We start from the raw sequence: 25,397 nt of genomic DNA, 5'->3' as shown, positions 1-25,397 counted from the left end.
TCAAATTTGAACTTGTCTCCAGTCATTTCTATAATGAGATAGAAGCATAAGAGACTATTCACATAGGGAGTTGTTCAACGTGTCGGAAAAAAGAGTCGCCGTGATCGGTGCCGGACCAGGAGGACTTGCGGCTGCGATGCTGCTCGCAAGCCGTGGTGTGAAGGTAACAGTATTTGAGAAGCAGGCGTTCGTCGGTGGACGAACGTCTCGTCTTCAAGTCGGAGAATTCGCGTTCGATCGTGGCCCGACTTTTTTAAATATGCCGTATATTTTAGAAGAGATTTTCGAAGAGACGGGTCGCGATTTACATGACTACGTCGAGATGAAACGCCTTGAACCGATGTACGACCTTTATTTCGATCGAGGGAACCGGGTACTGTCGATGACGACCGACCGCGATCAAATGCATCAGGCGATTGAAGAGCAGTTCCCTGGGAACGGGGAAGGCTATGAGCGCTTCATGGCCGAACAAGCCATCAAGCTGTCGAAGTTGATGCCGGTCCTGCAGACGGCGCATGACAAGCTGACGGATTACGTGGCCACACGTGTTTTGAAGGCGTTGCCGTTCTTGTCGATTGGTAAATCGTTATATGACGTGTTATCGGAATACTTCACGAGCGAGGAGCTGAAGTACGCCTTCACGTTCCAAGCCAAATATTTAGGGATGTCGGCTTGGGATTGTCCAGGCGGCTTCTCGATTTTGTCGTATATGGAGCATGCCTACGGCGTCCATCATCCGATTGGCGGCGTGAACCAACTATGTACAGCGATGGCGCGCGTCATCGAAGAAGAGGGCGGCGAGATTCGTCTCGGAGAAGGCGTTGACCGTCTCTTGCTCGATGGGAAACGTGTTAACGGTCTCGTGGCGAACAACGTGCATTACGCGTTCGATGAAGTGATTGTCGGGGCCGATTTCGCCCATGCGATGACGACGCTCGTCCCGAGTGATGCGCTCACGCGTTGGAGTCCGAAACAACTGAAGAAGAAGCGCTACTCGTGTTCGACGTTCATGCTCTATCTCGGGCTCGATCGCGTCTATGACGACGTCGCCCATCACTCAATTCATTTCGCAGACGACTACGAGCGTAACGTGAAAGAGATGACGCAAGACTTGAAGCTGAGTGAAGACTTCTCCTTCTACGTGCAGAACGCGTCAAACATTGATCCGACGCTGGCGCCAGCCGGTAAATCGTCACTCTACGTCCTCGTGCCTGTCCCGAATAATCTGTCGAATTTGCCTTGGCAGAAGCTCGAGGCGACGATGACGGAACGTGTCCTCGATGCGCTTGAGACGCGTTCACCGTATCGCGACATTCGTAACCATATCGAGGTCATGCAGCCGCTCACGCCGAACGACTGGGAAGCGTTCGGTGTATATGAAGGAGCCACGTTCAATCTCGGACACAACTTATCGCAGATGATGTATTTCCGTCCGCACAATCAGTTCGAGGAACTCGATCACGTCTGGCTCGTCGGAGGGGGCACTCATCCAGGCAGCGGACTGCCGACGATTTTTGAGTCGGCGCGGATCACGGCGAACCTATTGCGTGACCGGGCAGGTGTCGGCCAATGAACATCAGCTTCGTCGGTGCCGGAATCGGGTCGCTTTACGCGGCCTTGCTCCTGACCCATAAATATCCGTCGCTACACGTGACCATCTATGAGAAAGAATCCCGCGTCGGGGGTCGACTCAATTATGTCGAATTCGAGAACGGCGCCCGCGTCGATGAGGGGCCGACCATCGTCCTGTTACCCGGGAAACTGAAAAGTCAGCTTCAAGAAGCCGGGTTCCCGGAACGTGAGCTCGAACTGCTTGAAGTCGACCCGCTCTATCGCCTCCGTTATGAGGATGGGACGACGTTCTATAAATATCGCGATATAGAGCGCCAGGCGGCCGAAATCGACCGTCTTTTCAACGAGGGTGCCGGATTCAAAAAATATATGGCCCAAAAACGAGAAGAGTATCGCCTCGGCTTCGACGCGTTCTTGGACCGGGGCTATAAGAGCAAGACGGATCTGTTCGAGCCGAAGTTATTGATGCTCCTCATGCGCTTAAAGGCGTATGAGACGGCCCATGAGAACATGAAACGCTTCTTTAAGGACGAACGTCTTCGCGTCGCCTATAGTCTGCAAACGCTCTACATCGGCGGCAACCCGTATGACACGCCATCCCTCTACGGCTTGATTCCGTATCGAGAGCAAGAAGAGGGGATTTGGTACGTCAAAGGAGGATATTTCTCGCTGGCGACGAAAATAGAACAAGAGTTGAAGCGCCGGGGCGTCACGTTCAAGCTGAACGCGAACGTGGAACGCGTCCGCGTCGTCGAAGGTCGGGCGGATGCGGTCGTTGTCGACGGTGTCGTCCATCCGTATGATGCGGTCGTCGTCAACGGCGACTTCCCGCTCATGGAACGCTTGATTGATGGCATCAAGCCAAAATCGTATGAACCGTCGAGTGGGACGCTCTTGTTGTATTTTACCGTGAACGGGGACATCGACTTGCCGGTCCACCAATTCGATTTGCCGACTGATTTCGCCGGGTCGATGCGGACCATCTTCGAAGATGGTAAACTGAGCAAGTATCCAGCGATGTATACGTTCAATCCGTCCCTCATCGATGACTCGCTCGCACCGACGGGCACGAGTGTGCTGTACGTACTCGTACCGGTGCCGCGTAAATTGGAACGGAAAGACTTTGAAACGAGCGGTGCAATCGAGCATTTGATCGGCCGCATCGAACGGATGGTGCCCGATTTCAGAGACCGTGTCTTGGAAATGAAAGTCCGGACGCCGATGGACGCGGAACGATTCGGCTTGTTCGAGGGCGGAAGCTTCGGCATCGCCCCGAAATTGGCCCAATCGGCTGCGTTCAAACCCCAGGCCCGTCCGTATGCTCAGATCGACCGTCTCTATGCGGTCGGGGCATCGGTCCATCCGTGCGGAGGCGTTCCAATCGTCATGATCGGCTCGCAACTGTTAGTGAAAAGAATGGAAGAAGAAATGGGGGCATTGTACCATGACGACACAAGAAGCGTATCGTCAATGTGAAGACGTAATGAAAAAAGGCTCGCTCACGTTCTATCGGGCCTTTTCCCTGCTCTCTAAACCTGACCGCCAAGCCGTGGCTGCGGTCTATACGTTTTGTCGGACACTCGATGACGCGGTCGACGAATCTGACAGCCCTGAGGAAAGTTTGACGCATTTTTTGGCCGAGTTCGATCGTTTCTTGGCAGGCGAACCATTGCCGGATGCGCTCTGGGTGGCGCTCGAGGATGTCTGGAAGCGATACGACATGGACGTCGAACCGTTCTTCGAGTTGGCCGAAGGCATGAAATGGGACTTACATAAGACGCGTTATGCGACGCTCGAGGAGACGGAGCAGTATGGCTATTACGCGGCCAGCACCGTCGGCTTGATGCTGTTACCGATTCTCGCGCCGGACGCCGATGCGGCTGGACGCCAGCAATTGAAGCAAGGCGCCATCGATTTAGGGATTGCCATGCAGTTGACGAACATCTTGCGCGACGTCGGGGAAGACCTCGATCGGGACCGGATTTATGTGCCCCAATCGTTGCTCGCCGAGTTCGGTGTCGCGGAAGCCGATTTGTTTGCGCGGCAAGTGACTCCGGCGTTCATCGACGTCTGGGAGACAGTGGCCCGTCGCGCGGAAGCGTTATACAGCAGCGCCCGGGAGACGCATCACTTGTATCCTGTGACGAGCCGGAAGCCTGTCGCGGCGGCAGCGCTCCTCTATGAAGGAATTTTAGATGCGGCCCGGCAGAACGGGCATGACGTCTTCACGAAGCGGGCGTATGTCTCGACGATTCAAAAAGGCAAACTGTTGGCCAGATTATAAGCAAGGGCGGTCGTCTTGAGACGGCTGCCTTTTTTGCGCACAAAAAAAACCACTTTTGGCGGGGGACCAAAAGTGGTGTAAGCGTTATGTGATTCGTTCATCGGGGAAACGAACGAATCGGACGTGATGAACCTTAAAGATGTGCCTCGTCTCATGGGGAATGAGACAATGGGGCATCTTCGCTGAAGCAGGATGCTTGATGGACTAAGGGGGAACATCAGATGCATGCTGTTCCAGCTGCGGGATACGAGTGGGGAAACTCGCTCATCACTTTTTTCTCGGGTGTGACAAGTTCAAAACGCGATAGGCTCGGGGAAGCCATTCGATCGCTACAGGTGTAACTAACGTTACAAAACTGCTTGAACTCGAATATGATATTATCACGTCTGTCCCGTGTCGACAAGTGTCGAATCCTCTGTTCACAAAATGTTCAAATTGTCAGAGGTATGTCCTCTAACATCGATCGGGCCGCGAATTGTCCTGAAAGCGTCACCATCGGGCTACCGCCACCAGGGTGGGTCGAACCGCCCGCAAACCAGATGTTTGAGACGTCTTCGGAGCGGGCCGACGGACGGAAGAACGCTCCTTTTTTCGAGTTGGCCGACGTCCCGTACAACGCTCCGTAATATGCGTAAAAATCACGGGTCAAATCGAGTGGAGTGACGCGGCGATGGAACAAGACATCGCTGTCTTCCCAATCGACACCGAACGTGCGGAGCCGTCGACGAATCAAATGCTCATACGTCTCGGCATCGATATCAGTCATATGGGCCGGCGCATTGACGAGGATGAACAAGTTATCGCCTGCTTCTCCCATTGACGGGTCGGTATGGGCCGAGTTCGAGATATAGATCGTCGGCTCATCGGCATAGCGTTCCTCTTCAAACAAGGCCCGGAACTCGGCCTCGTAGTCGTTTGAGAAATAGACGTTGTGGTGGGCGAGGTTCAATCGTTTGTTCAAGCCGACCATGATGACGAAAGCGGACACCGATGGCTCGATCGTGTCGCGTGTCGGTACCGGGAACGAGGGACGGTCCATGGCGTCGACGAGACGCGGATATTGCGTGAGCAGTTCCCCGTTCAGAAGGACGGCATCGCAAGACATGACCTCTTCGTGGTCGATGACGACCGCATGGGCCTTCCCGTTCGTCACTTCGATTTTCGTCACCTCATGGCCGAGTCGGAACTCGACGCCGAGCTCGCTCGCCCGTTTCGCGAAGCCTTTCGCGATCGTCCAGTTCCCGCCTTTGGCGAAATAGACGCCGTCATTCAGCTCGAGATGCGAGATGAGCGCGAACGTGCCCGGTGTGACGTAGGGGCTGCTGCCGATATACGTCGCATACCGGTCGAGCGCTTGGATGATGCGCGGGTCCTTGAAGTACTTTTTATGGAGCGCATGCAGGCTCTTGAGCGGATGCACTTTCATCATGTCGGCCCAAAGACCGGTATCGATTTTCGAGTCCATCCGCGTGAAGAAGCGGTGATTGGCAATCTCGAACAGTTTTTCCGCCTCGTCTAAGTAAGCGGCCAATTGATTTTTATCGGCTTTATCGCCGGTCAGTCGGCGCACCTCAGCTTCCATTTTTTCGCGGTCCGAATCGAATGTGAACGTCGAACCGTCGGAGAAGTGGTTGACCGTGTGCGACTCGAGTTTGACGAGCTCAAAATAGTCATCCGGGTTGGCGCCGCTGTTGCGGATGACGGAGCGGAACACGTCCGGCATCGTAATCGTATTCGGTCCGAAGTCGAAGCGGTGTCCATCGGTGATAATCGGCATGAGCTTCCCACCGACATGCTCATTCTTTTCAATGACGGTCACGTCGTAACCGCGGGCGGCCAAGGTGACGGCGGCACTCAAGCCGCCGAGACCGGCCCCGATAATGGCGATATGTTTCATAGTATGCCTCCTAATTATTGATACGTCCGGCCTTTCCATGAAATCGGCTTCCGTCGCCATTTGCGCACGACCGCGCTCGACAAGAGGAGCAAGTAGGCGATGAGACTGAACGGGTGGAGCCAAAATTGGCGGCCACCCGATTTGACATCGATGGCGAGGCGCGCGAGCAAAACGAACGCGCATGCCAAGAATGAAATCCAGTCCATGCGGACGAGAAAGGCGATGAAAGCAGACAGCTGGATGCCGTAGTAGAGAAAGAAATAAAGGGCGATGCCCACTGCTTCATTCATTCCCTTGAATACGTTCTTTGAAAACCCATTCCAGACTTCTTCATTCGTCGCATACATGTCACACGTGATATACGGCGAGACGTTGACGAGCGACGTGATCTTTTTCCGACGTTTGAACTCGCGGCAGAGATCGATGTCGTCAATCAATGAATCATGAATCGAGGCGTGCCCTCCGACATCCTCGTAGCTCGCCCGCTCGACGAGGACGTTCATCCCGTTGGCCGCGGCGAAGGCAGGATGACGGACTTTTCGCCAAAACAGGGGCAAATGCTGGGCGATTAAGACGTGCTGCATCGGAATCAACAGTTTCCCGAGCCAAGTCGGTGTCGGGAAACGGGGGAAGCCGGACAAGAAGACCGCTCCTTCGCGGGCGAGTGTGCCGTGAAGTCGACCGATGAACGTCGGGTCGATCGTCACGTCGGCATCGAGGAACAATACATACGGCTCGGTCGTCCTGGTCGCCAACTGATGGCATGCATGGACTTTACCGGCCCAGCCTTCCGGGAGCGGCACCCCACGGAAGATGGTGAAGCGGGAATCGCCCGCAATCGCTTGAACGAGCACCTCATATGTACCGTCCTCGGACCGGTCCTCATACAAATAAACGTGACATTCATCCGTCAAGGCGGCCTTCAAACTTGTGACGAGCTTCGGCACGTTCCGCTCCTCGTTCCGAAGCGGGATGCAAATTGCGGTCGAAGGGACAGGGACCGGAGCGGTGAGCGGCCGGAGGAATAGCAAGTTCACCAACGTGAAGACGAGCATCAGGGACGTGATGACGAACAGAATCATGAGCGACCTCTTCCGAGTTGGAGCACGTGCTCTGTCCAATCCGCCAAGCTGCGCTTCGGAGGGAACAGCTCGATATAGCGGTCGGATTGTGCGATCACGTCGTCGCGCGTATCGTCATATAGTCGCTCAAGTGCTTTGGCGAGCTCTTGTTTTTGGTCACGTCGCGTCTTAGAGACGACCGTATGGTTGCGGAACCGCACATAGACGAGCGGGGCGGCGTGGGACGCGAACGTATAATAGATGGCGCACAACCGGACTTCTGGATTGTGAATCAGCATCGTTGCACCGGAACCGATCTCGAGCGGGCGATGCTCCTGTGGATACTCACGTCCTTGCGGGAACACCCAGACGGACTTGCCAGCGAGTAACAGCCGATTAGCATAGTCGAGCGAGGCGCGCACGTCCGACAGTTTGCCTTTTTTGATGGAGAACGCACCTAAGTGGCGGAAGAATGGGAAGCGGCGCAGTCCATCCTCATCCATCAAGGCGTGGACGTCGTGACGCAAATAATATTCGTTCAACATGAGCAGAATCATCCCGTCCCACCACGAGCTGTGTGTGCTCAAAAACAATCCAGGTGTTGGCACGTCATCGGCCCGGACGTGAATCGTATGGAAAAACGGACGGATTTGACGCTCTTTGATGAACGTCGAGAACAGGTTATTGAACCATTTCTTTTTGCTCGCTTCGATCATGACGGCTCCTCCGTTCTATCAAGATGAGACCTGCGGCGGTCACGAGGCTGAGGACACCGATCCCGTAGAGACCGGCGTTGACGGCCGTGACTCCGAACAAGGCGTGAAGCATGACGAACAAATAACGGCCGTGCCCAAGCAACATCGGTGCCGCCTCGACTTCAAACCGGTCGAGTAACCAAGAGAAAATGAGCGACAGTCCGAACCAGCCGACGAAGTTTTGCGTCGGGATGTCATAATACAAACCGTCATTTGCCCATTCCCAATAGCCTTTCACGTTCGCGGCGACCGGATCGATCGCCATGTCGAGCCAAACAGCGAGGAATGGGACGAGCCAGAGCGTGCGATTCTTGAACGAGAACAAGCGGGCGACGGCAAAACTCGAGCCGATGACGGCGAGCCAGGCCGCACCGATTGTGACCGGTACACCGAACACGGTCGGACCGAACGCCTCGGCATAGATATACTCGCTGAACGGGAACCCGGTTTTGACACCGAGCGTCTCGACAGCGATCGAGCCGAAGAAGATGAACGGGACAATCCAGCGGGCGTGGCGGACGCCGTCCGCAATCACCCAACCGCCGATGGCCCCAGCGAGCCATAAGAATACCGGGTTTGCCCATTCGAGCCAACTCGGCAACAAATCAAAACCAACGAGGACGACCCCGATGACATACCAAACTAAAAACCATTTCCAAATCCATGGATACACTTTCATTTCATCACCTCTATTACCATTCTAGAGAGGTTTGTGACATCCGTCTAATAAATGCATGCAAAAAAAGAGCCCCTCGAGAGGGACCCATCAATTCGCCATCCGTTTTCGTTTCTTGACGAACGAGAAGGCGATGAATAAGACGTAGAATGTGACGGCGATGAACCAGAACGACGGCCATTCTTTCCACCGGGCGAAAATCATGTACGTCAAGTAGATGAGACTGACTGTGATGATGAACGAATGGCGCGGGAGCGGCACATCTTTGAAACTCGGGATACGCACGCGGCTGACCATGAGCAGGGCGAGACCTGTGAAAAAGATTGGGGTGAGCAGTTCATTAATCTGGTCCCCGAACGTCGTCACGACGGCGAGTAGTCCGCCGGCCGCGGTGATCGGGACGCCTGAGAAGTAACTGGCCGTGACGTTCGTCGCCGATAAGTTGAAGCGGGCCAAGCGGTAGGCGCCGAACAACGGGAATAGGGCGGCGAAGAAGAGGCCGTAATTGCCGTAGTCGATAAAAAACGTATAGTAGGCGAGTAACGCCGGGGCGACCCCGAACGTGACGACATCGGCGAGCGAGTCGAGTTCTTTCCCGAAGTCACCGGCCACTCCGAGCATACGGGCCAGCCGTCCGTCGAGACTATCGAGCATCATGGCGATGATAATCAGTAACGTCGCGTTCGAAAAGTCGCCGCGCGCCGCATAGACGATGGCCAAGACGCCACAGAACAAGTTGCCGAACGTAAATGAGTTAGGAATCCACGAGCGGATTCGTTCTTTCCACATAGGTATTGCCTCCATCTTTGTTATTGAGTGAACCAGCGACCGTCTGTGAATCCGAGCAAGTCAGCCGGAGCGAGTTCGAGTTGATAGCCGCGTTTTCCGGCCGAGATGATAATCGTGTCTTTTCGTTTGGCGCTGTCGTGAAGAAACACAGGGAATCGTTTCTTCGCACCGATCGGCGAGACCCCGCCCCGGATGTACCCGGTCAGTGCCTCGAGTTCCTTCACCGGTACGGGCGAAGCCTTTTTGGCACCCCAGGCTTTTGCGGCCGCTTTTAAGTCGATATCGAGCTCTCCTGAAATCAAAAAGAAGGCGAATCGGCGTTGCTCGTTCTCGAGACAAATCGTTTTATACAGTTGGTCGAGCGGTTTACCGAGTGATGCGGCGACATGCTTGGCCGAGACGTCGGACTCGTCCACTTCATATGTGTGATACGTGAACGGGACGTTCCGTTGTTTCAGTTGTCTTGCGGCGTTTGTCAGTTGCATCAGTCCCACCCTTTCGTTGAACGACTCTTTTAAGAATAGCAAATAGTGGTAGCGTCGGGCAATCGAACTCGGAAAGTTTTCATGACAAGAAGGAAACAGAATCCATGATAGAGAAATGAATAGTGATTCATTTTATCATGAAGGGGGAAATCAGGATGGAAACGATTCAACTGGAACAGCGGAACGGGGTCGGCTGGCTGAAATGGGACCGGCCGGAAAAATTGAACGCATTAAATGAAACGTTGCTTCGTGAGGCGAGGGAAGCGATGGAGCAGCTCGTGGCGGATGAGGCCGTCCACGTCATCGTGCTCGTCGGGCAAGGGCGTGCCTTCTCATCGGGACAGGACTTGACGATTGAGAGTGACGCCGACTATGGAGTGTATTTAGAAGAGGTGTATCATCCGCTCGTGCGGGCGCTTGCCGACTGTCCGAAACCAATCATTGCCGGCATTCATGGGGTCGTCGCGGGGGCGGGTCTCAGTCTGGCGCTCGCCGCGGACGTCCGGCTCGTCGCAAGGTCGACGAAGTTCAGTTCGGCGTTCATCAAAATCGGTCTCGTCGCCGACGCGGGGGGACCGTACCATTTGCGACGCTTGATGCGGCCAGATCTCGCGCTCGCTTGGATGTGGAGCGGCAGCACGATTGACGCCAAACAGGCCGAGACGTTCGGTCTCGTTACGGAGCTCGTCGAGGATGAGGCGTACTTGGAACGGTTGACGACATACGCCGAGACGCTCGCAGCCAAGTCACCGACGGCGGTGCAAGGCATGAAGGCGTTGTTCCGAGCCGATTCGTTCGAGGACGGGCTCGAGCAAGAGATTATCTGGCAACGGAAATGTGGGCAGACGGACGTTCATCGCCAGGCGATGCAGGCGTTCTTAAATCGATAATCGAAAAAAAAGAAGCGGTCACAGCGACCGCTTCTTTTTGATTGGTTATGAAGTTGGCTTCGGTTCGAACTGGAAGCCTTTTTGTTGCCACGTCCCGTATTTCCAGCGCCGGAAGGCGAAGAAACCGCGGAACCACTCGTCGAGTGAGAAGGCGAGCCAAATCCCGAGGACGCCGAGCCCCATCTGGAGACCGAACAAATAACTGAAGACGACGGCGACGCCCCACATCGAGGCGATTCCAATCATGACCGGGAAGCGAACGTCGCCGACCGACTTGAGCGAGCCCATCAAGACGATGTTCATGGCACGACCTGGCTCAAGGATGAGCGTCGCCCATAAAATCGGTACGCCGACGGCGATGATGTCCGGGTTCGACGTGAACAGGCCGAGCAACGACTTACCGAAGACGGCGAGTCCGAGTGAGGCCACGAGTGATGCGAACATGGCGAGCTTCAACGTCTTGACGGCGCGGGTATACGCCTCTTTAAACCGTTTCCCGCCGATGTCACGGGCAATCAACAGCTGCGTCCCTTGCGCGACGGCGACCGTGAACAAGAAGGCGAGCATCGACAGGTTCATGACGTAGACGCGGGCGGCGAGGGACGCCTCACCCATCGTGGCGATGAAACCGGTGATGATGATTTGCGAGAACTGATACGACAAGTTCTCTCCGGCCGATGGTACCCCGATTTGGAGCAAGGCACGGATATCATCGCGTTGCGGCTTAATCAATTCTTTGAGCGGGAAGCGGAGCATGAGTCGCTTCTTGACGATCCAGAACAAGAGTACCATCGCCGAGAAACGGGCGATGACGATGGCCCAGGCGACACCGGCGACACCTGTCACCGGGAGGCCGAACCAACCCATGACGGCAATCATGGCTCCGATGGCCGTGATGATATCGATGAGAAGCGTCGCGAGCATCGCATGTTTCGTCATCCCGTGACTCCGGAGGACGGAACTGAGCGCCATGATGAGCGCCTCGGTGAAGAGCGACAACCCGACGATTTGTAAAAACAAGAGACCGTGGTCGAACAGCTCATCCGATAGACCGAACAGGCGGAGGAACGTCTCACCGAACAAGAACACGACGGCGACCATGATCACGCCGAGCCACATGTTCAAGCTGACGGCAGAACGGGCGAAGTCGCGGCTCTTCTTCATCCGATTGGCGCCGATGGCTTGACCGATCAAGATGGTCGCGCCGACCGACGTCACGCTGAAGACGATTAAGAAGACGTTCAAAATTTGGTTGGCGACACCGACGGCAGAAGCGGCGGCATCGGAGTAATGGGCCAACATGAGCGTGGCGATAATCCCGGTCCCCATATGGAGCGCGAGCTCGATGAAGATCGGCCACGATATTTTAAATAAACTGAGCTGTTCGGTGTTTTTGTTCGGCATGTGTATTCTCCCTTGTTTCTACAATTCTCTCTATGAAATATTTACGTTGTCAAAATCACAAGGGTCATGTTACTCCTTTTGATATGAAAAAGAAAGGGATTTAGCAAATTATTTTCAACAAAAAAAAACACCCGCTGAAACGGGTGCAAAAACGAATTTATTTCATTTTCAAAATCGTGGCGCTGAACGGTGCGAGTTCGACTTCAAGTGAGTCTACATCGCGGTCGTGAAGCAAATCGTAAGCGCTTCCCGTATGCCAGAGTGGGTTCAGCTTCGATACCGTCTCTGAGTTATTGAAGTATATCAAATATGTCTCGTCTTTCGTGCAACGCTCAATGATGAGTGCGTTCGACTCGTTATCGACGAGGTTGAAGCGATACGACCCGGCGTTAGCAAGCACCGGGTGCTCTTTGCGAAGTCGAATCAATTTTTGGATATAGCGGAACAGCTCCCGGTCTTCCTGCGTCTCATCCCACGGCATGCAACGACGGCAGCCCGGGTCTTGTTCACCCTCGAGACCGATTTCATCCCCGTAATAGATACATGGGCTGCCCGTGTACGTGAGCATCGACGTCATGAGCAACTTGAACTTTCCTTTATGTCCTTTCGCTCGTGTAAGGGCACGCGGCGTGTCGTGCGAATCGATCAAGTTGAACGTCACTTCGTTCACGTTCGTCGTGTTCATCATCTCGACGCGCGTCAATTCATCCCGGAACTCGGAAGCGGACGTACGGTCGAGCGCGAAATAGTTGAGGCTCGCGTTCGTGAACGGGTAGTTCATAACCGCATCGAACTGATCGCCTTGAAGCCACGGCTGCGCGTCATGCCAAATCTCACCGAGGATGTACGCTTCTGGGTTCGCTTGTTTCACGGCTTTCCGGAAGTCGCGCCAGAACGCATGATCGACTTCGTTGGCGACGTCCAAACGCCAGCCGTCGATGCCGAACTCCTCGACCCAATAGCGCGCGACTTCTAATAGATAAGCTTTTAGCGCCGGGTGCTCCGTATTGATTTTCGGCATGTTCTTCTCGAACGCGAACGTATCGTAGTTCGGCTTCGGTGTCGTCTCGATCGGGAAGTCACGAAGGTAGAACCAGTCCCGGTACTCCGACTGCGGTCCGTTCTCGACGACGTCGAGGAACCACGGGTGATTGTACCCGACGTGGTTGAAGACCGCGTCGAGCATGACTTTAATCCCGTTCTCGTGCAGAAGGTCGACGAGTTGTTTGAACTGTTCCTTCGTTCCGAACTGAGGATCGATTTCCATATAATCGAGCGTATCGTATTTATGGTTCGTCGTCGCCTTGAAGATCGGGCAGAAGTAGATGCCGGTAATGCCGAGGTCGACGATGTGGTCGATATGATCGATGATCCCTTGGAAGTCGCCGCCGAAGAAGTTCGTGATTGTCGGCTCGGTGCTGTTCCACGGGAGCGTGCCTTCCGGGTCGAGTGACGAGTCACCGTTCGCGAACCGGTCCGGGAAGATTTGATACCAGACCGTATCTTTCACCCACGACGGGGCATGGAAGATGTCGACCGGGTTGATGAATGGGACGCAGAAATAGTAGCCCGTGTCATCGAGCGGCTTATCTTCGAACCAACCTTTTTCCGTATAGACGGCCGTCTCATTGCCGTCATGGAGACGGAAGCCGTAACGGAGCCGGCGGAATGGCGGCTTGATGGCGATGAACCAATAGTCGTATTGGTCGTCGTGTCCGATCTTTTCCATCGGTGTCTCGAACGTGCGCCAGAAGCTCGGCTTGTCCGGATCGAAGTTCCACATGGCCGGGTCTTCCGAATGCCAGTCATATGGGTCATTCCAAATTAAGTCAACAGATTGGATATCATTTCTTTTCGTATGGAATCGAATATGTATCGTTTCTCGGTCGTACTTGTACACGAAAGGGGACATGGCGCGATGATAGATAGCTTCTTTAATCAAATGAAATCGTTCCTTTCTCTCTTAGGGTTGTTACCATTTTACACTGTCTGTTCAGAAAAGAAACATCAGTTGTGAAAACGTTTGCTCAAGCAAAGGTTAATAAAGCGTTTACATTTTGTCAATCGTTCGATTCCTTGTTTCATAAGAAAAACACCTACAAAAAGTTCAAAAAGAGATAAATGGGACAACAGCAGGAAAAATTCCTAAAAAAAAGTCTTGTAAAACGCTTACACAACTGTATAATAAAAATTGAGGTGAGGATGCAAACGTTTTCACTAACCTACTGATTCTGTAGCGGAGTTGTTTAAAATCAGTAGGCCAGTGCGATTGCGCAAATCTGACCATACTATTCCTTGGGGAGGTTTTTCATCATGAAGATGAAAAAAATGGTAGCAGGACTTTCAACGGCAGTATTCGCTTTCGGTGCACTTGCTGCATGTGGTGGCGGTACGGACAACGGTTCTACTAACGAAGGCGGTTCTTCTAGCGAGAACAAGCCAGAAAAAATCGTAATTTGGGAAGATATTGAAAAGTCGGAAACGACGAAAGAAGTTGCGAAGGCGTTTGAAGAAGAACACGGCGTCGCAGTTGAAGTCGTTGAAGTCCAAATGACGGATCAAAAAGACAAGTTGGCGCTTGATGGCCCAGCTGGTAAAGGTCCTGATATCGTTCTCGTACCACACGACCAAATCGGTACGATCGCTGACCAAGGTCACTTGGCTCCACTTACGGATGAAGGCGCACTTGAAGCGTTCACAGACGCTTCGAAATCGGCTGTCATGTTCGACGGACAAGCTTACGGCTATCCGAAATCAGTTGAAACACCAGTCCTCATGTACAACAAGGATTTGGTATCAGAAGCTCCTACTTCAATGGACGACTTGTACAAGTTGTCTACAGATCTTAAAGACAAAGGTGAGTACGGCTTCCTCGGTCTTTGGGATAACTTCTACTTCGCTCACGGTGTAGTGGCTGGCTTCGGCGGTTACGTCTTCAAAGAAGACGGCGGCGCGCTCGACCCAACCGACATCGGTTTGAACAACGAAGGCGCAGTTGAAGGCTTCGACTACATCGGCAAATGGTACCAAGAAGGCCTCTTCCCTAAAGGGTTGATCGGCGAGTCTGGTGGCCAAGCGATGGACCAACTCTTCACTGAGAAGAAAGCACACACAGTCATGAACGGACCATGGGCCGTAGCTGGTTACCAAGATGCTGGCGTCAACCTTGGAGCGTCTGCATTGCCGACACTTCCAAACGGTGAGCCAATCAAGACGTTCATGGGCGTGAAGACATACGCACTTTCTGCTTACACAGAAAACCAAGAGTGGGCTGAAATGTTCCTCGCAGAACTCACGAACGAAGAGAACGCATTGAAAATGTTCGAAGCGTACAACGAGATCCCACCAGTAGCAGCACTCGAGTCGAACGAAACAATCACGTCGAACGAAGTTGCGAAAGCGGTATTCGATCAAGCGACGAACGCAATCCCAATGCCTAACATTCCTGAAATGGGACAAGTTTGGGAGCCAATGGCACAAGCACTTCAGCTCGTAGCAACTGGCAAGCAAGATGCACAAAAATCAGCTGACGATGCTGTTAAAGTCATCGAGCAACAAATCCAAGCGAACAACCAATAAGGACAAGAGATGATGGGGTACGCCGACTGGCGTTCCCCCTCATTTTCTAGAATTGAGCAAACGCTTGCTCGATTGATTTGCTCAAATTGAAAGGAGAAATTGAGGATGGCTTCAATTGCGAACCCGAAAACGCCGGATCAACGTCCGGACAAACAACCGACCAATCATGCTCGGAACGCTGCATTACTCTCGATCATTCCGGGAGCCGGTCAATTTTATAACAACCAAAAAGCGAAAGCGATCGCTTTCTTTATTGTCATCATGTCTTATTTTGCAGTAAACTACGATCTCTTTTTCAAAGGAGCAGGCGCTGGACCTGGCGACCGTGGCGGCCTTTGGGGATTGATCACGCTTGGCGAAGTGGCAGGACCTCGTAACGACCATTCCATCTTCTTGATGGTAGAAGGTATTGTCGCATTGATCTTACTTTTCTTCGGAATCGCGTTCTACGTCTGGAACATTCGTGACGCTTACCGAGTCGGTCGCATTCGTGATCAGCACCTAAACGTTGCAACGTTCCAAGTGCAACTTCGCAACTTGCGCGACCACGGATTCCCATACCTGATGTTAATTCCGTCGCTCATCTTGCTCGTCTTCACCGTTATTCTTCCATTGATTTTCACATTCTTGATCGCCTTCACGAACTATCGCTACAACAACGCACCACCGGCGAAACTCGTGGAATGGGTCGGATTTGAGAACTTCACACGAATCTTTGAAATTGATATTTTCCGTGACACGTTCGTCGGCGTTCTTGGTTGGACGCTCGTCTGGACAGTCGCTTCGACGGTCGGTGTCATCGCCATCGGGATCTTCCTTGCAGTCCTCTTGAACCAAGAAGGTCTTCGTTTCCGTCGCTTGTTCCGCTCAATCTTGATTTTGTCATGGGCCGTACCGGCGTTCATCACGATCTTGATTTTCCGTTCGATGTTCAACGAATCGTTCGGGGTATTCAATACGACGATTCTTCCGGCGTTCGGACTTGATCCGATCAACTGGATGACCGATCCGACGGCGACACGCAGTGCGCTCATCTTGATTCAATGGTGGCTCGGCTTCCCGTTCATCATGACGCTCATGACTGGGGTGCTTCAATCCATCCCGGGTGACTTATATGAAGCGGCGACGATTGACGGTGCGACCATCTTTGATAAGTTCCGTTTAATCACATTGCCGATGCTCTTGTTCGCAACAGCACCGATTCTCATCACGCAGTTCACGTTCAACTTCAACAACTTCAACATCATCTATCTCTTTAACGGTGGTGGACCGGCTGTTCCGGGCCAAACTGCCGGTGGTACCGATATCTTGATTTCATGGATTTACAAATTGTCGCTCGGAGCCAACCCGCAATACGGACTTGCGGCTGCGATTACGCTCATCTTGTCATTCTTCATCATGACACTTGCCGTCATCCAGTTCCGTCGGACAAAATCTTTCAAAGACGAGGATATGATCTGATATGAAAAAACAAAAACGAATCAATTTGGCGTTCTCTTATGTCATCTTGACGCTTGCGTCGATCATCATTCTCTATCCAATGCTTTGGGTGGTCGGGACGTCATTCAACCCGGGTCGTACGATCACATCGACCATCATTCCGTCGAACCCGACATTTATTCACTATAAAAACTTGTTCGATCTATCTATTTCGGATTATAGTTTATGGTATGTGAACACATTAAAAATTGCAGTCATCACAATGTTGCTCTCAGTCGTTTTGGTAACGATTACAGGTTATGTCTTCTCGCGTTACCGTTTCGTGGGACGGAAGAACTCGCTCGTCATGTTCCTCGTCTTACAGATGGTCCCGCAATTCGTTGCCATCATCGCCATCTACGTGCTCTTGAACATGCTCAACCTTCTTGATACGCACACAGCCCTTATTTTGCTGTATGCCGGAGGCGCAATCCCGATGAACACGTACTTGGCAAAAGGTTATTTCGATACGATTCCGAAAGAGCTCGATGAAGCTGCTCGGATGGATGGTGCCGGTCACCTTCGTATCTTCTGGCAAATCATTTTGCCGCTCGCGAAGCCAATCGTCGCAACGATCGCCTTGTTCAACTTCATGGGCCCGTTCAACGACTTCATCTTGGCATCGCTCGTCCTTCGTTCACCAGAGAAACAGACGCTCGCGGTTGGTCTTTACAACATGATCTCTCGACAGTTCGACAACAACTTCACGTTGTTCGCGGCAGGCGCCGTCCTTTCGGCCCTCCCAATCGTCCTCTTGTTCTTCATGTTCCAACGCTACTTCGTCTCGGGTCTCACTGCCGGTGGTACGAAAGGATAATACTCACTTAAGGGGGAAGCGATATGAGGCGAGGCGTCGTGCTCGTTCTTCTGTCGCTTCTTTTGTTTCCAACAATCGTCGGAGCGAAAGAAGCAGCATCATGGGAACAGGAACGCATGTACTTTATCATGGTCGACCGGTTTGTTGACGGGAATCCGGACAACAACGCGCAGGTCGACAAAGATGACCCGAAAGCCTTTCACGGGGGCGATATCCGCGGCGTGATTGAAAAGCTCGATTATATCGAGTCGCTCGGGTTCACGTCGGTCTGGCTGACACCGGTGTTTGAAAACATGCCGGACGGCTATCACGGATATTGGATTAAAGACTTTTATAACATCGATCCCCAATTTGGGACGAAAGAAGATTTGCAAGAACTCGTTGACGAGGCCCATAAACGGGACATGAAAGTCATCCTCGACTTCGTCGTCAACCACGTCGGTCCGAAACATCCATGGGTCGAAGAACGACCGGACTGGTTCCATGACGAGTTGCCGATCGTGCTTTGGAACGATCAAGAACAAGTCGAGACGCACTGGCTGTTCGACTTGCCGGACTTCAAGACGGAAGATCCGGAAGTGAAAGACTACTTACTCGAGGCGGCCACGTATTGGATTGAAGAGACCGGCATTGACGGCTATCGTCTCGATACGGTACGTCACGTCGACAAACCGTTTTGGGAAGACTTCGTTAAAGCGGTCCGGGCCGTCGACCCCGACTTTTATCTGTTGGCCGAAGTGTTCGACCCAGATCCACAGTACGTCGCGGAATATGATGACCTAGGCTTCAACAGCATCACGAACTTCACGTTTTACGACCGCGTCTCGAAGACGATGACGCAAAAGTCGGCGAGTGTAGACGAAATCGACGTGGCCGCCAGCTACGCCGAGACGTTCTTCAACGACCCGAACCAAATGGCGACGTTCCTCGATAACCACGACGTAGAACGATTCATGCACGTCGCGGAACTCGGCGGGGCCGAGTCGGCCGAGCGTCGCCTACGCCTCGGATTGTTCGCCCTTTATGCGTCTCCAGGCATGCCGATCGTCTTCCAAGGGACGGAGAACGCACAAAAGGGCGGAGCCGATCCGGCGAACCGGGCCATGACCGATTTCCCTGGAAATGAAGAGCTCCATGAATACGTCACGATGATGAACCGGATGCGAGAGGAATATCCCGTCTTCGCGACCGGCGAACAACGCATGATCGCCTCGAAAGACGGCATGGCCGTGTTCGAGCGTCGTGACGGCGACGATGTCGCTTTGTACGCTATCAATATGAACGCCGAGGACCGAGAGATTGAATTCGAGGTAAGCGAAGTCGGAGAAGATACACGCCTTCGTGGTCTCTTGTTCTCACAACTTGTCACCGACAAACGTGGCACGTTCACCATCAAGCTCGCAGGAGAAAGCGCGAACGCCTACATCGTCGAAGAATCGGAAGTGAACATGTGGACGATCGGTCTACTTGTCATCGCCATCCCGATTTTCTTGACTGGATTGGTCATGTGGAAGCGTCGCAAGAGCGCAAGCTGACGATACCCTGTGATAGGGAACTATGAATTAACGGAAGCAAGGGGGAGCATCATGCAAATCACGATTAAAGATGTCGCCAAACACGCCAATGTCGCACCGTCGACCGTGTCTCGCGTCATCGCCAACAGTCCGCGTATCAGTCAGAAAACGAAAGAGCGGGTACGCAGTTCGATGGAAGAACTCGGGTACCATCCGAACATTCACGCGCGAAGTCTCGCCAACCGCTCGACACAGTCGATTGGTCTCGTCATGCCGAGCGCAGCGACGAAAACGCTTCAAAATCCATTCTTCCCTGAAGTATTGCGTGGAATCAGTACGAAAGCCCACCAAAACGGTTACTCGCTTTACATGACGACGGGCGTGACCGAAGAAGAGGTCTTGTCGGGGGTCATCGAGATGGTCCAAGGCCGTCGCGTTGACGGCGTCATCGTCTTGTACTCACGTGAAGACGACAAAGTCGTTCAATATTTACGTCAGACAAAATTCCCGTTCGTCGTCGTCGGGAAGCCGTTTGGAGATGCCTCGTCGATTACGTACGTCGACACGGACAACTATTTGGCCGGGCGTGAAGTGACGAAACACTTATACAACCTCGGCCATCGTTGCATCGCCTTTATCGGGGGATCCGATAAACTCGCCGTCACACAAGATCGTCGCAACGGGTACGCGACAGCGTTGATGGAGGCGGGCATCCCGGTTCGGGAAGACTATATCGCTCGTGCCGAGTTCATGACGAAGGGCGGGGCCAAAGCCGTGCGGGAGTTGCTCCAGTTAGAGGAACCACCGACAGCCGTCGTCGTCAGTGACGATATGATGGCGCTCGGCGTCATCAGCACGCTCAGTGAGATGGGGCTTAAGATACCTGAGGACGTCGCCGTCGTCAGTTTCAACAACGTCTTCATCGCCGAACATTCGAATCCGCCGCTCACTTCGGTCGAAATCAACATCTTCGGCCTCGGTTTCGAGGCAACGAACTGTCTGATTGAACAGATTGGAGACAGCGCGCCACCTTACGGGAAACGCGTCATCGTTCCGCATTATTTGGTCGTTCGTCAGTCATGTGGTCAGAAAAAGAAAACTGAAATCGTTGAATGAGGTCAAACCTTCCGTTTCATGCGGGAGGTTTTTTATGTTCAATCCGGATGCATATAATAGAAGCGGAATCAATCGGTCAAAAGTCATATCGTTACAAATAGATTACAATCGTGAAAGAAATGCATGAAACGGAATTGCAAGGGAACATCTACATTACCGGCCGAATGGCAGATCATTACGAATCCGCCCAGCCAATAACCAAAAAAATAAAGAATTTGAAAGGGAGATACAATCATGGATAACAAACGTTATGTAGGCACTTACTATCAGGAGTCAGAGCTTGTGTCAAAAATTGATGAGCTTCGCGCCCAAGGGCATCGCGAAGACGATCTGTACGTCGTTGTGAAAGATAAGTCGAACCTTTCGATGGTTCGCGGCGAAACGGATGCAGAAGTAAAAGAAACGAAAGCGTCATGGCTCGATCGTTTCTTCGGAGTAGCAGACGGCGGAGACGAAGTACGTCACACGTTCGATAAACTCGGCTTCTCAGAAGAAGAGACGGCGCGTCATCACCAAGATATCGAAAACGGCGGCATGGTCCTCTTGCTCGACAAGAATGACGGCGTGTTTGACGACGGACGTAACGATACGTTCGAAGGCGGCCGCACATCAGCTGGTTACGGATCAGAAGGTAACGAAGCGGGCAATATGACCGCGCGTGACTTCGGAACAGGGACTGGCGTAACCGGTGCCGGCATCGGTGCAACAGGTGCAGGCGTCAACTCGAACCGCTTCAACGATATGGATGAGGACATCCGTAACCGTACGGACTTGACGGACGAACAGAAACTCGAGTTGCACGAAGAGCGTCTCCTTGTGAACAAGGAACGTGTGCAGACTGGTGAAGTTCGCGTCGAGAAAGATGTCGTCGAACGCGAAGAACGCGTCGATGTCGAAGTCGAGCACGATGAAGTGTATGTCGAACGTCGCCGTGTCGATGGGGACCGTGAAGCGACGGGGCATTCGTTCGATGCGACGACTGACCGCGATGAGATTCGCGTACCGGTCACGGAAGAACGTGTCGATGTGACGAAGAAAGATGTCGTTGCCGAAGAAATCATCGTCGGCAAAGAGAAAGTCAAAGATACGGAAACGGTACGTGAGACGTTGCGTAAAGAAGAAGCGCATATCGAAGGGGAAGACGACCTTCGCCATCGCGATCATGATCTCGATCGCAAACGTCGCGACGAGCGTGACCGCCTGTAATCGATTGACCAAGTACCTCGACAAGGATGGCTCTCTCTGAGGGACCATCCTTTTTTTCGCCAAGTAACCATAGGAGGAATCAATGCCATGAAACATGCGATTATCTCTGAAGTATTTGACCAGCCGGAGGCGCTGCTCAATCGAACGGTCGATTTGAAACGAGAAGGATACGCCGAAGAGGACATGTACGTCCTCGTCAAACGAGCCGACGCCGCGGACGCGGTCCGACGCCAGTCGAAGTTATATGTGCTCGTCACCGACGAACCGGGTACGGTCGCCTCACTCGTCACATCGAGCGAGCGACCGATTGAACGCTGGCTTGGTAGCATGCGGCTCACGAAGGAGCAACAGGATCGCTTCGCTCAGGAAGTCGAGCAGGGACGACTCTTCTTGTACGTCGATGCCGACCGTGGCGACCAATCGCTTGAGGCCGGCCGTCCGAAAATGAAATCAGAACCGGAGACGGAAGAACAGACGCTTGCCTTGCACGAGGAACGCTTGACCGTCGAGAAACAAGCCGTTCAAACGGGCGAGGTCGTCATAAATCGACACGTCGCGGAGACAGTTCAAGAGATTGAAGTCCCGGTCCGCAGGGAACAGGTTCATGTGGAGCGGACACCAGGGTCAGAAGACGTGCTCGAGGACTATGACTTTAATCAGCCCGGCATTCGCACGATTGACGAAGGGGACCATCTCCGGATTCAAGTCATCGAGGAACGGGCGTTCATCGTCAAACGTCCTGTCGTCGTCGAAGAGATTATCGTCCGGAAACAAGTGACCGAAGACGTGAAAACCATGACGGAGACGCTCCGTAAAGAAGAAATTGAAGTGACCGAGGTCGGCCAGGCCGACGTCACGATTCATGACCAGACAACCCGAAAGGATGAGACACGATGAGCAAACGTCGATTTGTAGACACATACCAAGACGAGGCGGCCCTCGTCGCCAAAATCGATTAACTGACCGAGGAAGGCTATGAGGAGAGCGACTTATATGTCGTCGCGAGAGACAAAGATGACGTCTCGCTCGTCAAACGGAACACCGACGCAAAAGTGGAAGCAGCGAGCGCGAACTGGATGCAAAAGTTCGCGGGTGTGGCCGAAGGCGAGCAGGAAGTGAAGCGGGCGTTGCTCGACCTCGGTCTCGCTGACGACGACGTCAACCGCGCGTATGGCGATATTTTAAACGGAGGCTACGCCTTGATTCTCGATGAACCGGACACGGGGTTCAATGACGGAAACAACCCGGCGTTCGAAGGGCACGAAGCGAACGCGGCGTTCGGGCGCGACCAAGACAAGTGACTAGAGCACCTACTGCCTTCTTGAAAAGGTGGTAGGTTTTTTGTTTGCTCCAAAAAGTAAGAAAAAAGTTTATGCAAACGATTGCATTCTCGTGCGAGTCGTGTAAAATGAGAGGTGAGATTGAAATACAGCGCTTTCATAGACAAACGGTTGCATGATTCGATTGTCTAATGACGAGTAGCCTTGTAGAGAAAAAGGAGTGGCAGACAGATGAAACGATTGTTTGCAGTCGACGAATGGAAAGTAACGGAAAAAGGCCTACATCCGGAAGAAAATCGCCTGGCGGAATCAATTACCTCGCTCGGGAATGGACATATGGGGATGCGTGGCAACTTTGAAGAAGAGTATTCAAACGATACACATCAAGGCTTTTACGTGGCCGGTGTTTATTACCCAGATAAGACACGTGTCGGTTGGTGGAAGAACGGTTATCCGGAATACTTCGCAAAAGTATTGAACGCGACGAACGTCGTTGGGCTTCGTGTCGCCATCAACGGGACGCCGGTCGACTTGGCGAAGTGGGAAGTGAAAGACTTTACGCGTGAACTTGATATGCAGCGCGGTGTCTTGACGCGGACGTTCACGCTCGTGAACGGGACGGAAGAGACGAACGTCGAAGTCGTCCGGTTCTTCTCAATCGTCGACAAAGAGATTTTGGCGATCCGTTACAACGTCACTCCGGTCAACTACGAAGCGAAAGTCGAATTCACACCTTTCTTGGACGGCGATGTCGTCAACGAAGACTCGAACTACGATGAGAAGTTCTGGTTGCCGGTCGAACACGGCGTCGAAGAGCGTTTCGGTTTCGTGACAACGAAAACGAAGAAGCTCGACTGGCACGTCACGGCATCGATGATTGCTGACGTCGAGGGGGCACGTTGCGAAGTGCTCGAAGCGACGGACCTTTACGTCGCCAACAAGTTCACGGTCACGGCACCAGCTGGTGAGACGGCGACGGCGTACAAGTACGTCTCGGTCGTCACGAACCGTGATTATGAAGTCGAGGCGTTACAATCGGAAGGGATGCAACGTGTCGAGATGGCGTTCGAAAAAGGCTTCGAAACGCTTCTCGCCGAGCAGACGGAAGCATGGCTCGCTCGTTGGGAAGACGCGGACGTCCGCATCGACGGCGACGCTGAAGCGCAGCAAGGTATCCGCTTCAACATTTTCAACATGTATCAGACGTATACGGGCGAGGACTCGCGCCTCAACATCGGACCGAAAGGGTTCACCGGCGAGAAATACGGCGGCGCCACATACTGGGACACGGAAGCGTATTGCCTCCACTTCTACTTGGCGACGACGAAACCGGAAGTATCGTGGAACTTGCTCAAATATCGTCACAACCAATTGCCGCAAGCAAAAGAGAACTCGGTCAAGAACGTCGGCATGGAAGGCGCCCTCTATCCGATGGTGACGATGAACGGCGAAGAGTGCCACAACGAGTGGGAAATCACGCATGAAGAGATTCACCGGAACGGTGCGATCGCCCACGCCATCTTCAACTATACGAACTTCACGGGCGACAAGTCATACCTAGGTCAATACGGACTTGAAGTATTGGTCGAGATCTCGCGTTACTGGGCGAGCCGCGTCAACTTTGTCCCGCACAAAGACGTGTATATGATTCTAGGCGTCACAGGTCCGAACGAATACGACAACAACGTCAACAACAACTGGTATACGAACTTGATTGCCGCGTGGACGCTCGAGTACACGCAAGAAGTGTACAACTATTTGAAAGAAGCAGAGCCAGCGCGCCTTGAAGAACTTGTCGCGACGCTCGGTCTTTCAGACGAAGAACTCGCGAAGTGGAACGATATCCAAACGAAGATGTACTACCCGAAAGATGACCTCGTCCCAGACGTGTTCATGCAACAGGACGGCTTCATGGATAAAGAACAGATTTTGGTGAAAGACCTCGATCCGAAACATTTGCCGCTCAATCAAAACTGGTCGTGGGACCGTATCCTCCGCTCGAACTTCATCAAGCAGGCGGACGTGCTCCAAGGACTGTATACGTTCAGCGATCGCTTCACGGTCGAACAGAAGCGGGCCAACTTCGACTTCTATGAGCCGCGTACGGTCCATGAGTCGAGCTTGTCGCCTTGCGTCTACTCGATTATCGCAGCCGAAGTCGGCTATGAAGACAAGGCGGTCGAGTTGTACCAACGTTCGGCACGACTCGATCTCGATAACTATAACAACGACACGGAAGACGGGCTTCACATCACGTCGATGGTCGGCTCATGGATGTCGATCGTTCACGGTTTCGCAGGAATGCGCGCCCTTGAGTCGGAGCTCACATTCAGCCCGATGATTCCTAAGGGTTGGAACGGGTACTCGTTCAACATGCTCTGGCGCGGTCATCACTTGACGGTCACGTCGACGCGTGAACAAGTGACGATCAAACAGACAGGTGGCACGGACGTGTCCATCCGCGTATACGGAAACATCGTCACAGTCCCGGCAAACGATGCCGTGACAATCGAGACGGTGAAAGCGTGACCAAACGCATCAGCTCAACAAGTCGGCCTCGGCCGGCTTGTTTTTTTATGAAGAGCGTGGACAC

Annotated in this window: 21 protein-coding genes; 13 read left to right on the top strand and 8 right to left on the bottom strand. The window is 53.0% G+C overall.

Annotated features, from left to right (window positions below; translation table 11 throughout):
• Nucleotides 1–46 precede the first annotated feature (46 nt).
• From KNP71_RS08375 to KNP71_RS08365, 3 genes are read left to right on the top strand one after another with little or no spacing between them, the layout of a single operon-like run.
• Nucleotides 47–1,573, top strand: coding sequence for a phytoene desaturase family protein (locus tag KNP71_RS08375; protein ID WP_214830481.1), 1,527 nt, complete (start codon nucleotides 47–49; stop codon nucleotides 1,571–1,573).
• Nucleotides 1,570–3,048 carry a phytoene desaturase family protein gene (locus KNP71_RS08370; protein ID WP_021066681.1) on the top strand — a complete coding sequence of 493 codons (1,479 nt, stop codon included), beginning with the start codon at nucleotides 1,570–1,572 and terminating at the stop codon, nucleotides 3,046–3,048. The genes KNP71_RS08375 and KNP71_RS08370 overlap by 4 nt, the downstream gene beginning before the upstream one ends.
• Entirely contained in the window at nucleotides 3,017–3,856 is an 840-nt protein-coding gene (locus KNP71_RS08365; protein WP_214830456.1) for a phytoene/squalene synthase family protein, read from the top strand. Before KNP71_RS08370 ends, KNP71_RS08365 begins: the two co-directional genes overlap by 32 nt.
• 430 nt (nucleotides 3,857–4,286) lie before the next feature.
• Here the strand turns inward: KNP71_RS08365 and KNP71_RS08360 are convergent, their stop codons facing one another.
• From KNP71_RS08360 to ybaK, 6 genes are all read right to left on the bottom strand, one after another.
• Nucleotides 4,287–5,753: a phytoene desaturase family protein gene (locus KNP71_RS08360; RefSeq protein WP_214830454.1), complete on the bottom strand. Its 1,467-nt coding sequence runs from the start codon at nucleotides 5,751–5,753 to the stop codon at nucleotides 4,287–4,289.
• 14 nt (nucleotides 5,754–5,767) lie between these two features.
• Nucleotides 5,768–6,835: a glycosyltransferase family 2 protein gene (locus tag KNP71_RS08355; RefSeq protein WP_214830451.1), complete on the bottom strand. Its 1,068-nt coding sequence runs from the start codon at nucleotides 6,833–6,835 to the stop codon at nucleotides 5,768–5,770.
• The gene (locus tag KNP71_RS08350) at nucleotides 6,832–7,530 is read right to left on the bottom strand and encodes a lysophospholipid acyltransferase family protein (protein WP_214830449.1); all 699 of its coding nucleotides are present in this window, start codon (nucleotides 7,528–7,530) and stop codon (nucleotides 6,832–6,834) included. The genes KNP71_RS08355 and KNP71_RS08350 overlap by 4 nt, the downstream gene beginning before the upstream one ends.
• A complete protein-coding gene (locus tag KNP71_RS08345) occupies nucleotides 7,496–8,248 on the bottom strand; it encodes a carotenoid biosynthesis protein (RefSeq protein WP_214830447.1) in 753 nt (250 codons plus the stop codon). The genes KNP71_RS08350 and KNP71_RS08345 overlap by 35 nt, the downstream gene beginning before the upstream one ends.
• Before the next feature lie 87 nt (nucleotides 8,249–8,335).
• Nucleotides 8,336–9,034, bottom strand: coding sequence for a CDP-diacylglycerol--serine O-phosphatidyltransferase (gene pssA, locus KNP71_RS08340; RefSeq protein ID WP_021066674.1), 699 nt, complete (start codon nucleotides 9,032–9,034; stop codon nucleotides 8,336–8,338).
• A 20-nt stretch (nucleotides 9,035–9,054) separates the two neighbouring features.
• The gene (ybaK, locus tag KNP71_RS08335) at nucleotides 9,055–9,519 is read right to left on the bottom strand and encodes a Cys-tRNA(Pro) deacylase (protein WP_214830446.1); all 465 of its coding nucleotides are present in this window, start codon (nucleotides 9,517–9,519) and stop codon (nucleotides 9,055–9,057) included.
• Between the two features lie 155 nt (nucleotides 9,520–9,674).
• Here ybaK and KNP71_RS08330 point away from each other — a divergent pair, with 155 nt between their 5' ends.
• Nucleotides 9,675–10,409: an enoyl-CoA hydratase/isomerase family protein gene (locus KNP71_RS08330; protein ID WP_021066672.1), complete on the top strand. Its 735-nt coding sequence runs from the start codon at nucleotides 9,675–9,677 to the stop codon at nucleotides 10,407–10,409.
• 45 nt (nucleotides 10,410–10,454) lie between these two features.
• On the opposite strand, the gene KNP71_RS08325 is transcribed toward KNP71_RS08330, so the two are convergent.
• Nucleotides 10,455–11,813: an MATE family efflux transporter gene (locus tag KNP71_RS08325; RefSeq protein WP_021066671.1), complete on the bottom strand. Its 1,359-nt coding sequence runs from the start codon at nucleotides 11,811–11,813 to the stop codon at nucleotides 10,455–10,457.
• Nucleotides 11,814–11,970: 157 nt separating this feature from the next.
• Complete coding sequence (locus KNP71_RS08320; protein WP_029595949.1) at nucleotides 11,971–13,755, bottom strand: glycoside hydrolase family 13 protein; 1,785 nt, start codon at nucleotides 13,753–13,755, stop codon at nucleotides 11,971–11,973.
• A gap of 371 nt (nucleotides 13,756–14,126) precedes the next feature.
• Here KNP71_RS08320 and KNP71_RS08315 point away from each other — a divergent pair, with 371 nt between their 5' ends.
• The 9 genes from KNP71_RS08315 (at nucleotide 14,127) to KNP71_RS08275 (ending at nucleotide 25,333) form a co-directional block, all read left to right on the top strand.
• A complete protein-coding gene (locus KNP71_RS08315; protein ID WP_021066669.1) occupies nucleotides 14,127–15,392 on the top strand; it encodes an extracellular solute-binding protein in 1,266 nt (421 codons plus the stop codon).
• Between the two features lie 105 nt (nucleotides 15,393–15,497).
• Nucleotides 15,498–16,853 (top strand): carbohydrate ABC transporter permease, encoded by a 1,356-nt coding sequence (locus KNP71_RS08310; RefSeq protein ID WP_021066668.1) that lies wholly within the window; start codon nucleotides 15,498–15,500, stop codon nucleotides 16,851–16,853.
• Between the two features lies 1 nt (nucleotide 16,854).
• A complete protein-coding gene (locus KNP71_RS08305) occupies nucleotides 16,855–17,688 on the top strand; it encodes a sugar ABC transporter permease (RefSeq protein ID WP_021066667.1) in 834 nt (277 codons plus the stop codon).
• A gap of 23 nt (nucleotides 17,689–17,711) precedes the next feature.
• Nucleotides 17,712–19,223, top strand: a complete 1,512-nt coding sequence (locus tag KNP71_RS08300; RefSeq protein WP_058763056.1) for an alpha-amylase family glycosyl hydrolase — start codon at nucleotides 17,712–17,714, stop codon at nucleotides 19,221–19,223.
• A 51-nt stretch (nucleotides 19,224–19,274) separates the two neighbouring features.
• Complete coding sequence (locus KNP71_RS08295; RefSeq protein WP_029595946.1) at nucleotides 19,275–20,318, top strand: LacI family DNA-binding transcriptional regulator; 1,044 nt, start codon at nucleotides 19,275–19,277, stop codon at nucleotides 20,316–20,318.
• Nucleotides 20,319–20,552: 234 nt separating this feature from the next.
• Nucleotides 20,553–21,524, top strand: coding sequence for a YsnF/AvaK domain-containing protein (locus KNP71_RS08290; RefSeq protein WP_021066663.1), 972 nt, complete (start codon nucleotides 20,553–20,555; stop codon nucleotides 21,522–21,524).
• An 87-nt stretch (nucleotides 21,525–21,611) separates the two neighbouring features.
• Complete coding sequence (locus KNP71_RS08285) at nucleotides 21,612–22,421, top strand: YsnF/AvaK domain-containing protein (protein ID WP_029595944.1); 810 nt, start codon at nucleotides 21,612–21,614, stop codon at nucleotides 22,419–22,421.
• A gap of 62 nt (nucleotides 22,422–22,483) precedes the next feature.
• Nucleotides 22,484–22,825, top strand: a complete 342-nt coding sequence (locus KNP71_RS08280; protein ID WP_214830478.1) for a general stress protein — start codon at nucleotides 22,484–22,486, stop codon at nucleotides 22,823–22,825.
• Between the two features lie 210 nt (nucleotides 22,826–23,035).
• On the top strand, nucleotides 23,036–25,333 hold the full coding sequence (locus KNP71_RS08275) for a glycoside hydrolase family 65 protein (protein WP_021066660.1): 2,298 nt from the start codon (nucleotides 23,036–23,038) through the stop codon (nucleotides 25,331–25,333).
• Nucleotides 25,334–25,397 lie beyond the last annotated feature (64 nt).

This window comes from Exiguobacterium sp. s56, assembly GCF_018618255.1.
Taxonomy (GTDB): domain Bacteria; phylum Bacillota; class Bacilli; order Exiguobacteriales; family Exiguobacteriaceae; genus Exiguobacterium; species Exiguobacterium chiriqhucha.
The sequence above is the reverse complement of the archived record's forward strand: the minus strand, read 5'-3'. Positions and strand labels throughout refer to the sequence as shown.

Coding starts and splice junctions, on each gene's coding strand:
- KNP71_RS08370 (WP_021066681.1), top strand. CDS start 1,570: ATGAACATCAGCTTCGTCGGTGCCGGAATCGGGTCGCTTTACGCGGCC.
- KNP71_RS08365 (WP_214830456.1), top strand. CDS start 3,017: ATGACGACACAAGAAGCGTATCGTCAATGTGAAGACGTAATGAAAAAA.
- KNP71_RS08360 (WP_214830454.1), bottom strand. CDS start 5,753: ATGAAACATATCGCCATTATCGGGGCCGGTCTCGGCGGCTTGAGTGCC.
- KNP71_RS08355 (WP_214830451.1), bottom strand. CDS start 6,835: ATGATTCTGTTCGTCATCACGTCCCTGATGCTCGTCTTCACGTTGGTG.
- KNP71_RS08350 (WP_214830449.1), bottom strand. CDS start 7,530: ATGATCGAAGCGAGCAAAAAGAAATGGTTCAATAACCTGTTCTCGACG.
- KNP71_RS08345 (WP_214830447.1), bottom strand. CDS start 8,248: ATGAAAGTGTATCCATGGATTTGGAAATGGTTTTTAGTTTGGTATGTC.
- pssA (WP_021066674.1), bottom strand. CDS start 9,034: ATGTGGAAAGAACGAATCCGCTCGTGGATTCCTAACTCATTTACGTTC.
- ybaK (WP_214830446.1), bottom strand. CDS start 9,519: ATGCAACTGACAAACGCCGCAAGACAACTGAAACAACGGAACGTCCCG.
- KNP71_RS08330 (WP_021066672.1), top strand. CDS start 9,675: ATGGAAACGATTCAACTGGAACAGCGGAACGGGGTCGGCTGGCTGAAA.
- KNP71_RS08325 (WP_021066671.1), bottom strand. CDS start 11,813: ATGCCGAACAAAAACACCGAACAGCTCAGTTTATTTAAAATATCGTGG.
- KNP71_RS08315 (WP_021066669.1), top strand. CDS start 14,127: ATGAAGATGAAAAAAATGGTAGCAGGACTTTCAACGGCAGTATTCGCT.
- KNP71_RS08310 (WP_021066668.1), top strand. CDS start 15,498: ATGGCTTCAATTGCGAACCCGAAAACGCCGGATCAACGTCCGGACAAA.
- KNP71_RS08305 (WP_021066667.1), top strand. CDS start 16,855: ATGAAAAAACAAAAACGAATCAATTTGGCGTTCTCTTATGTCATCTTG.
- KNP71_RS08300 (WP_058763056.1), top strand. CDS start 17,712: ATGAGGCGAGGCGTCGTGCTCGTTCTTCTGTCGCTTCTTTTGTTTCCA.
- KNP71_RS08295 (WP_029595946.1), top strand. CDS start 19,275: ATGCAAATCACGATTAAAGATGTCGCCAAACACGCCAATGTCGCACCG.
- KNP71_RS08290 (WP_021066663.1), top strand. CDS start 20,553: ATGGATAACAAACGTTATGTAGGCACTTACTATCAGGAGTCAGAGCTT.
- KNP71_RS08285 (WP_029595944.1), top strand. CDS start 21,612: ATGAAACATGCGATTATCTCTGAAGTATTTGACCAGCCGGAGGCGCTG.
- KNP71_RS08275 (WP_021066660.1), top strand. CDS start 23,036: ATGAAACGATTGTTTGCAGTCGACGAATGGAAAGTAACGGAAAAAGGC.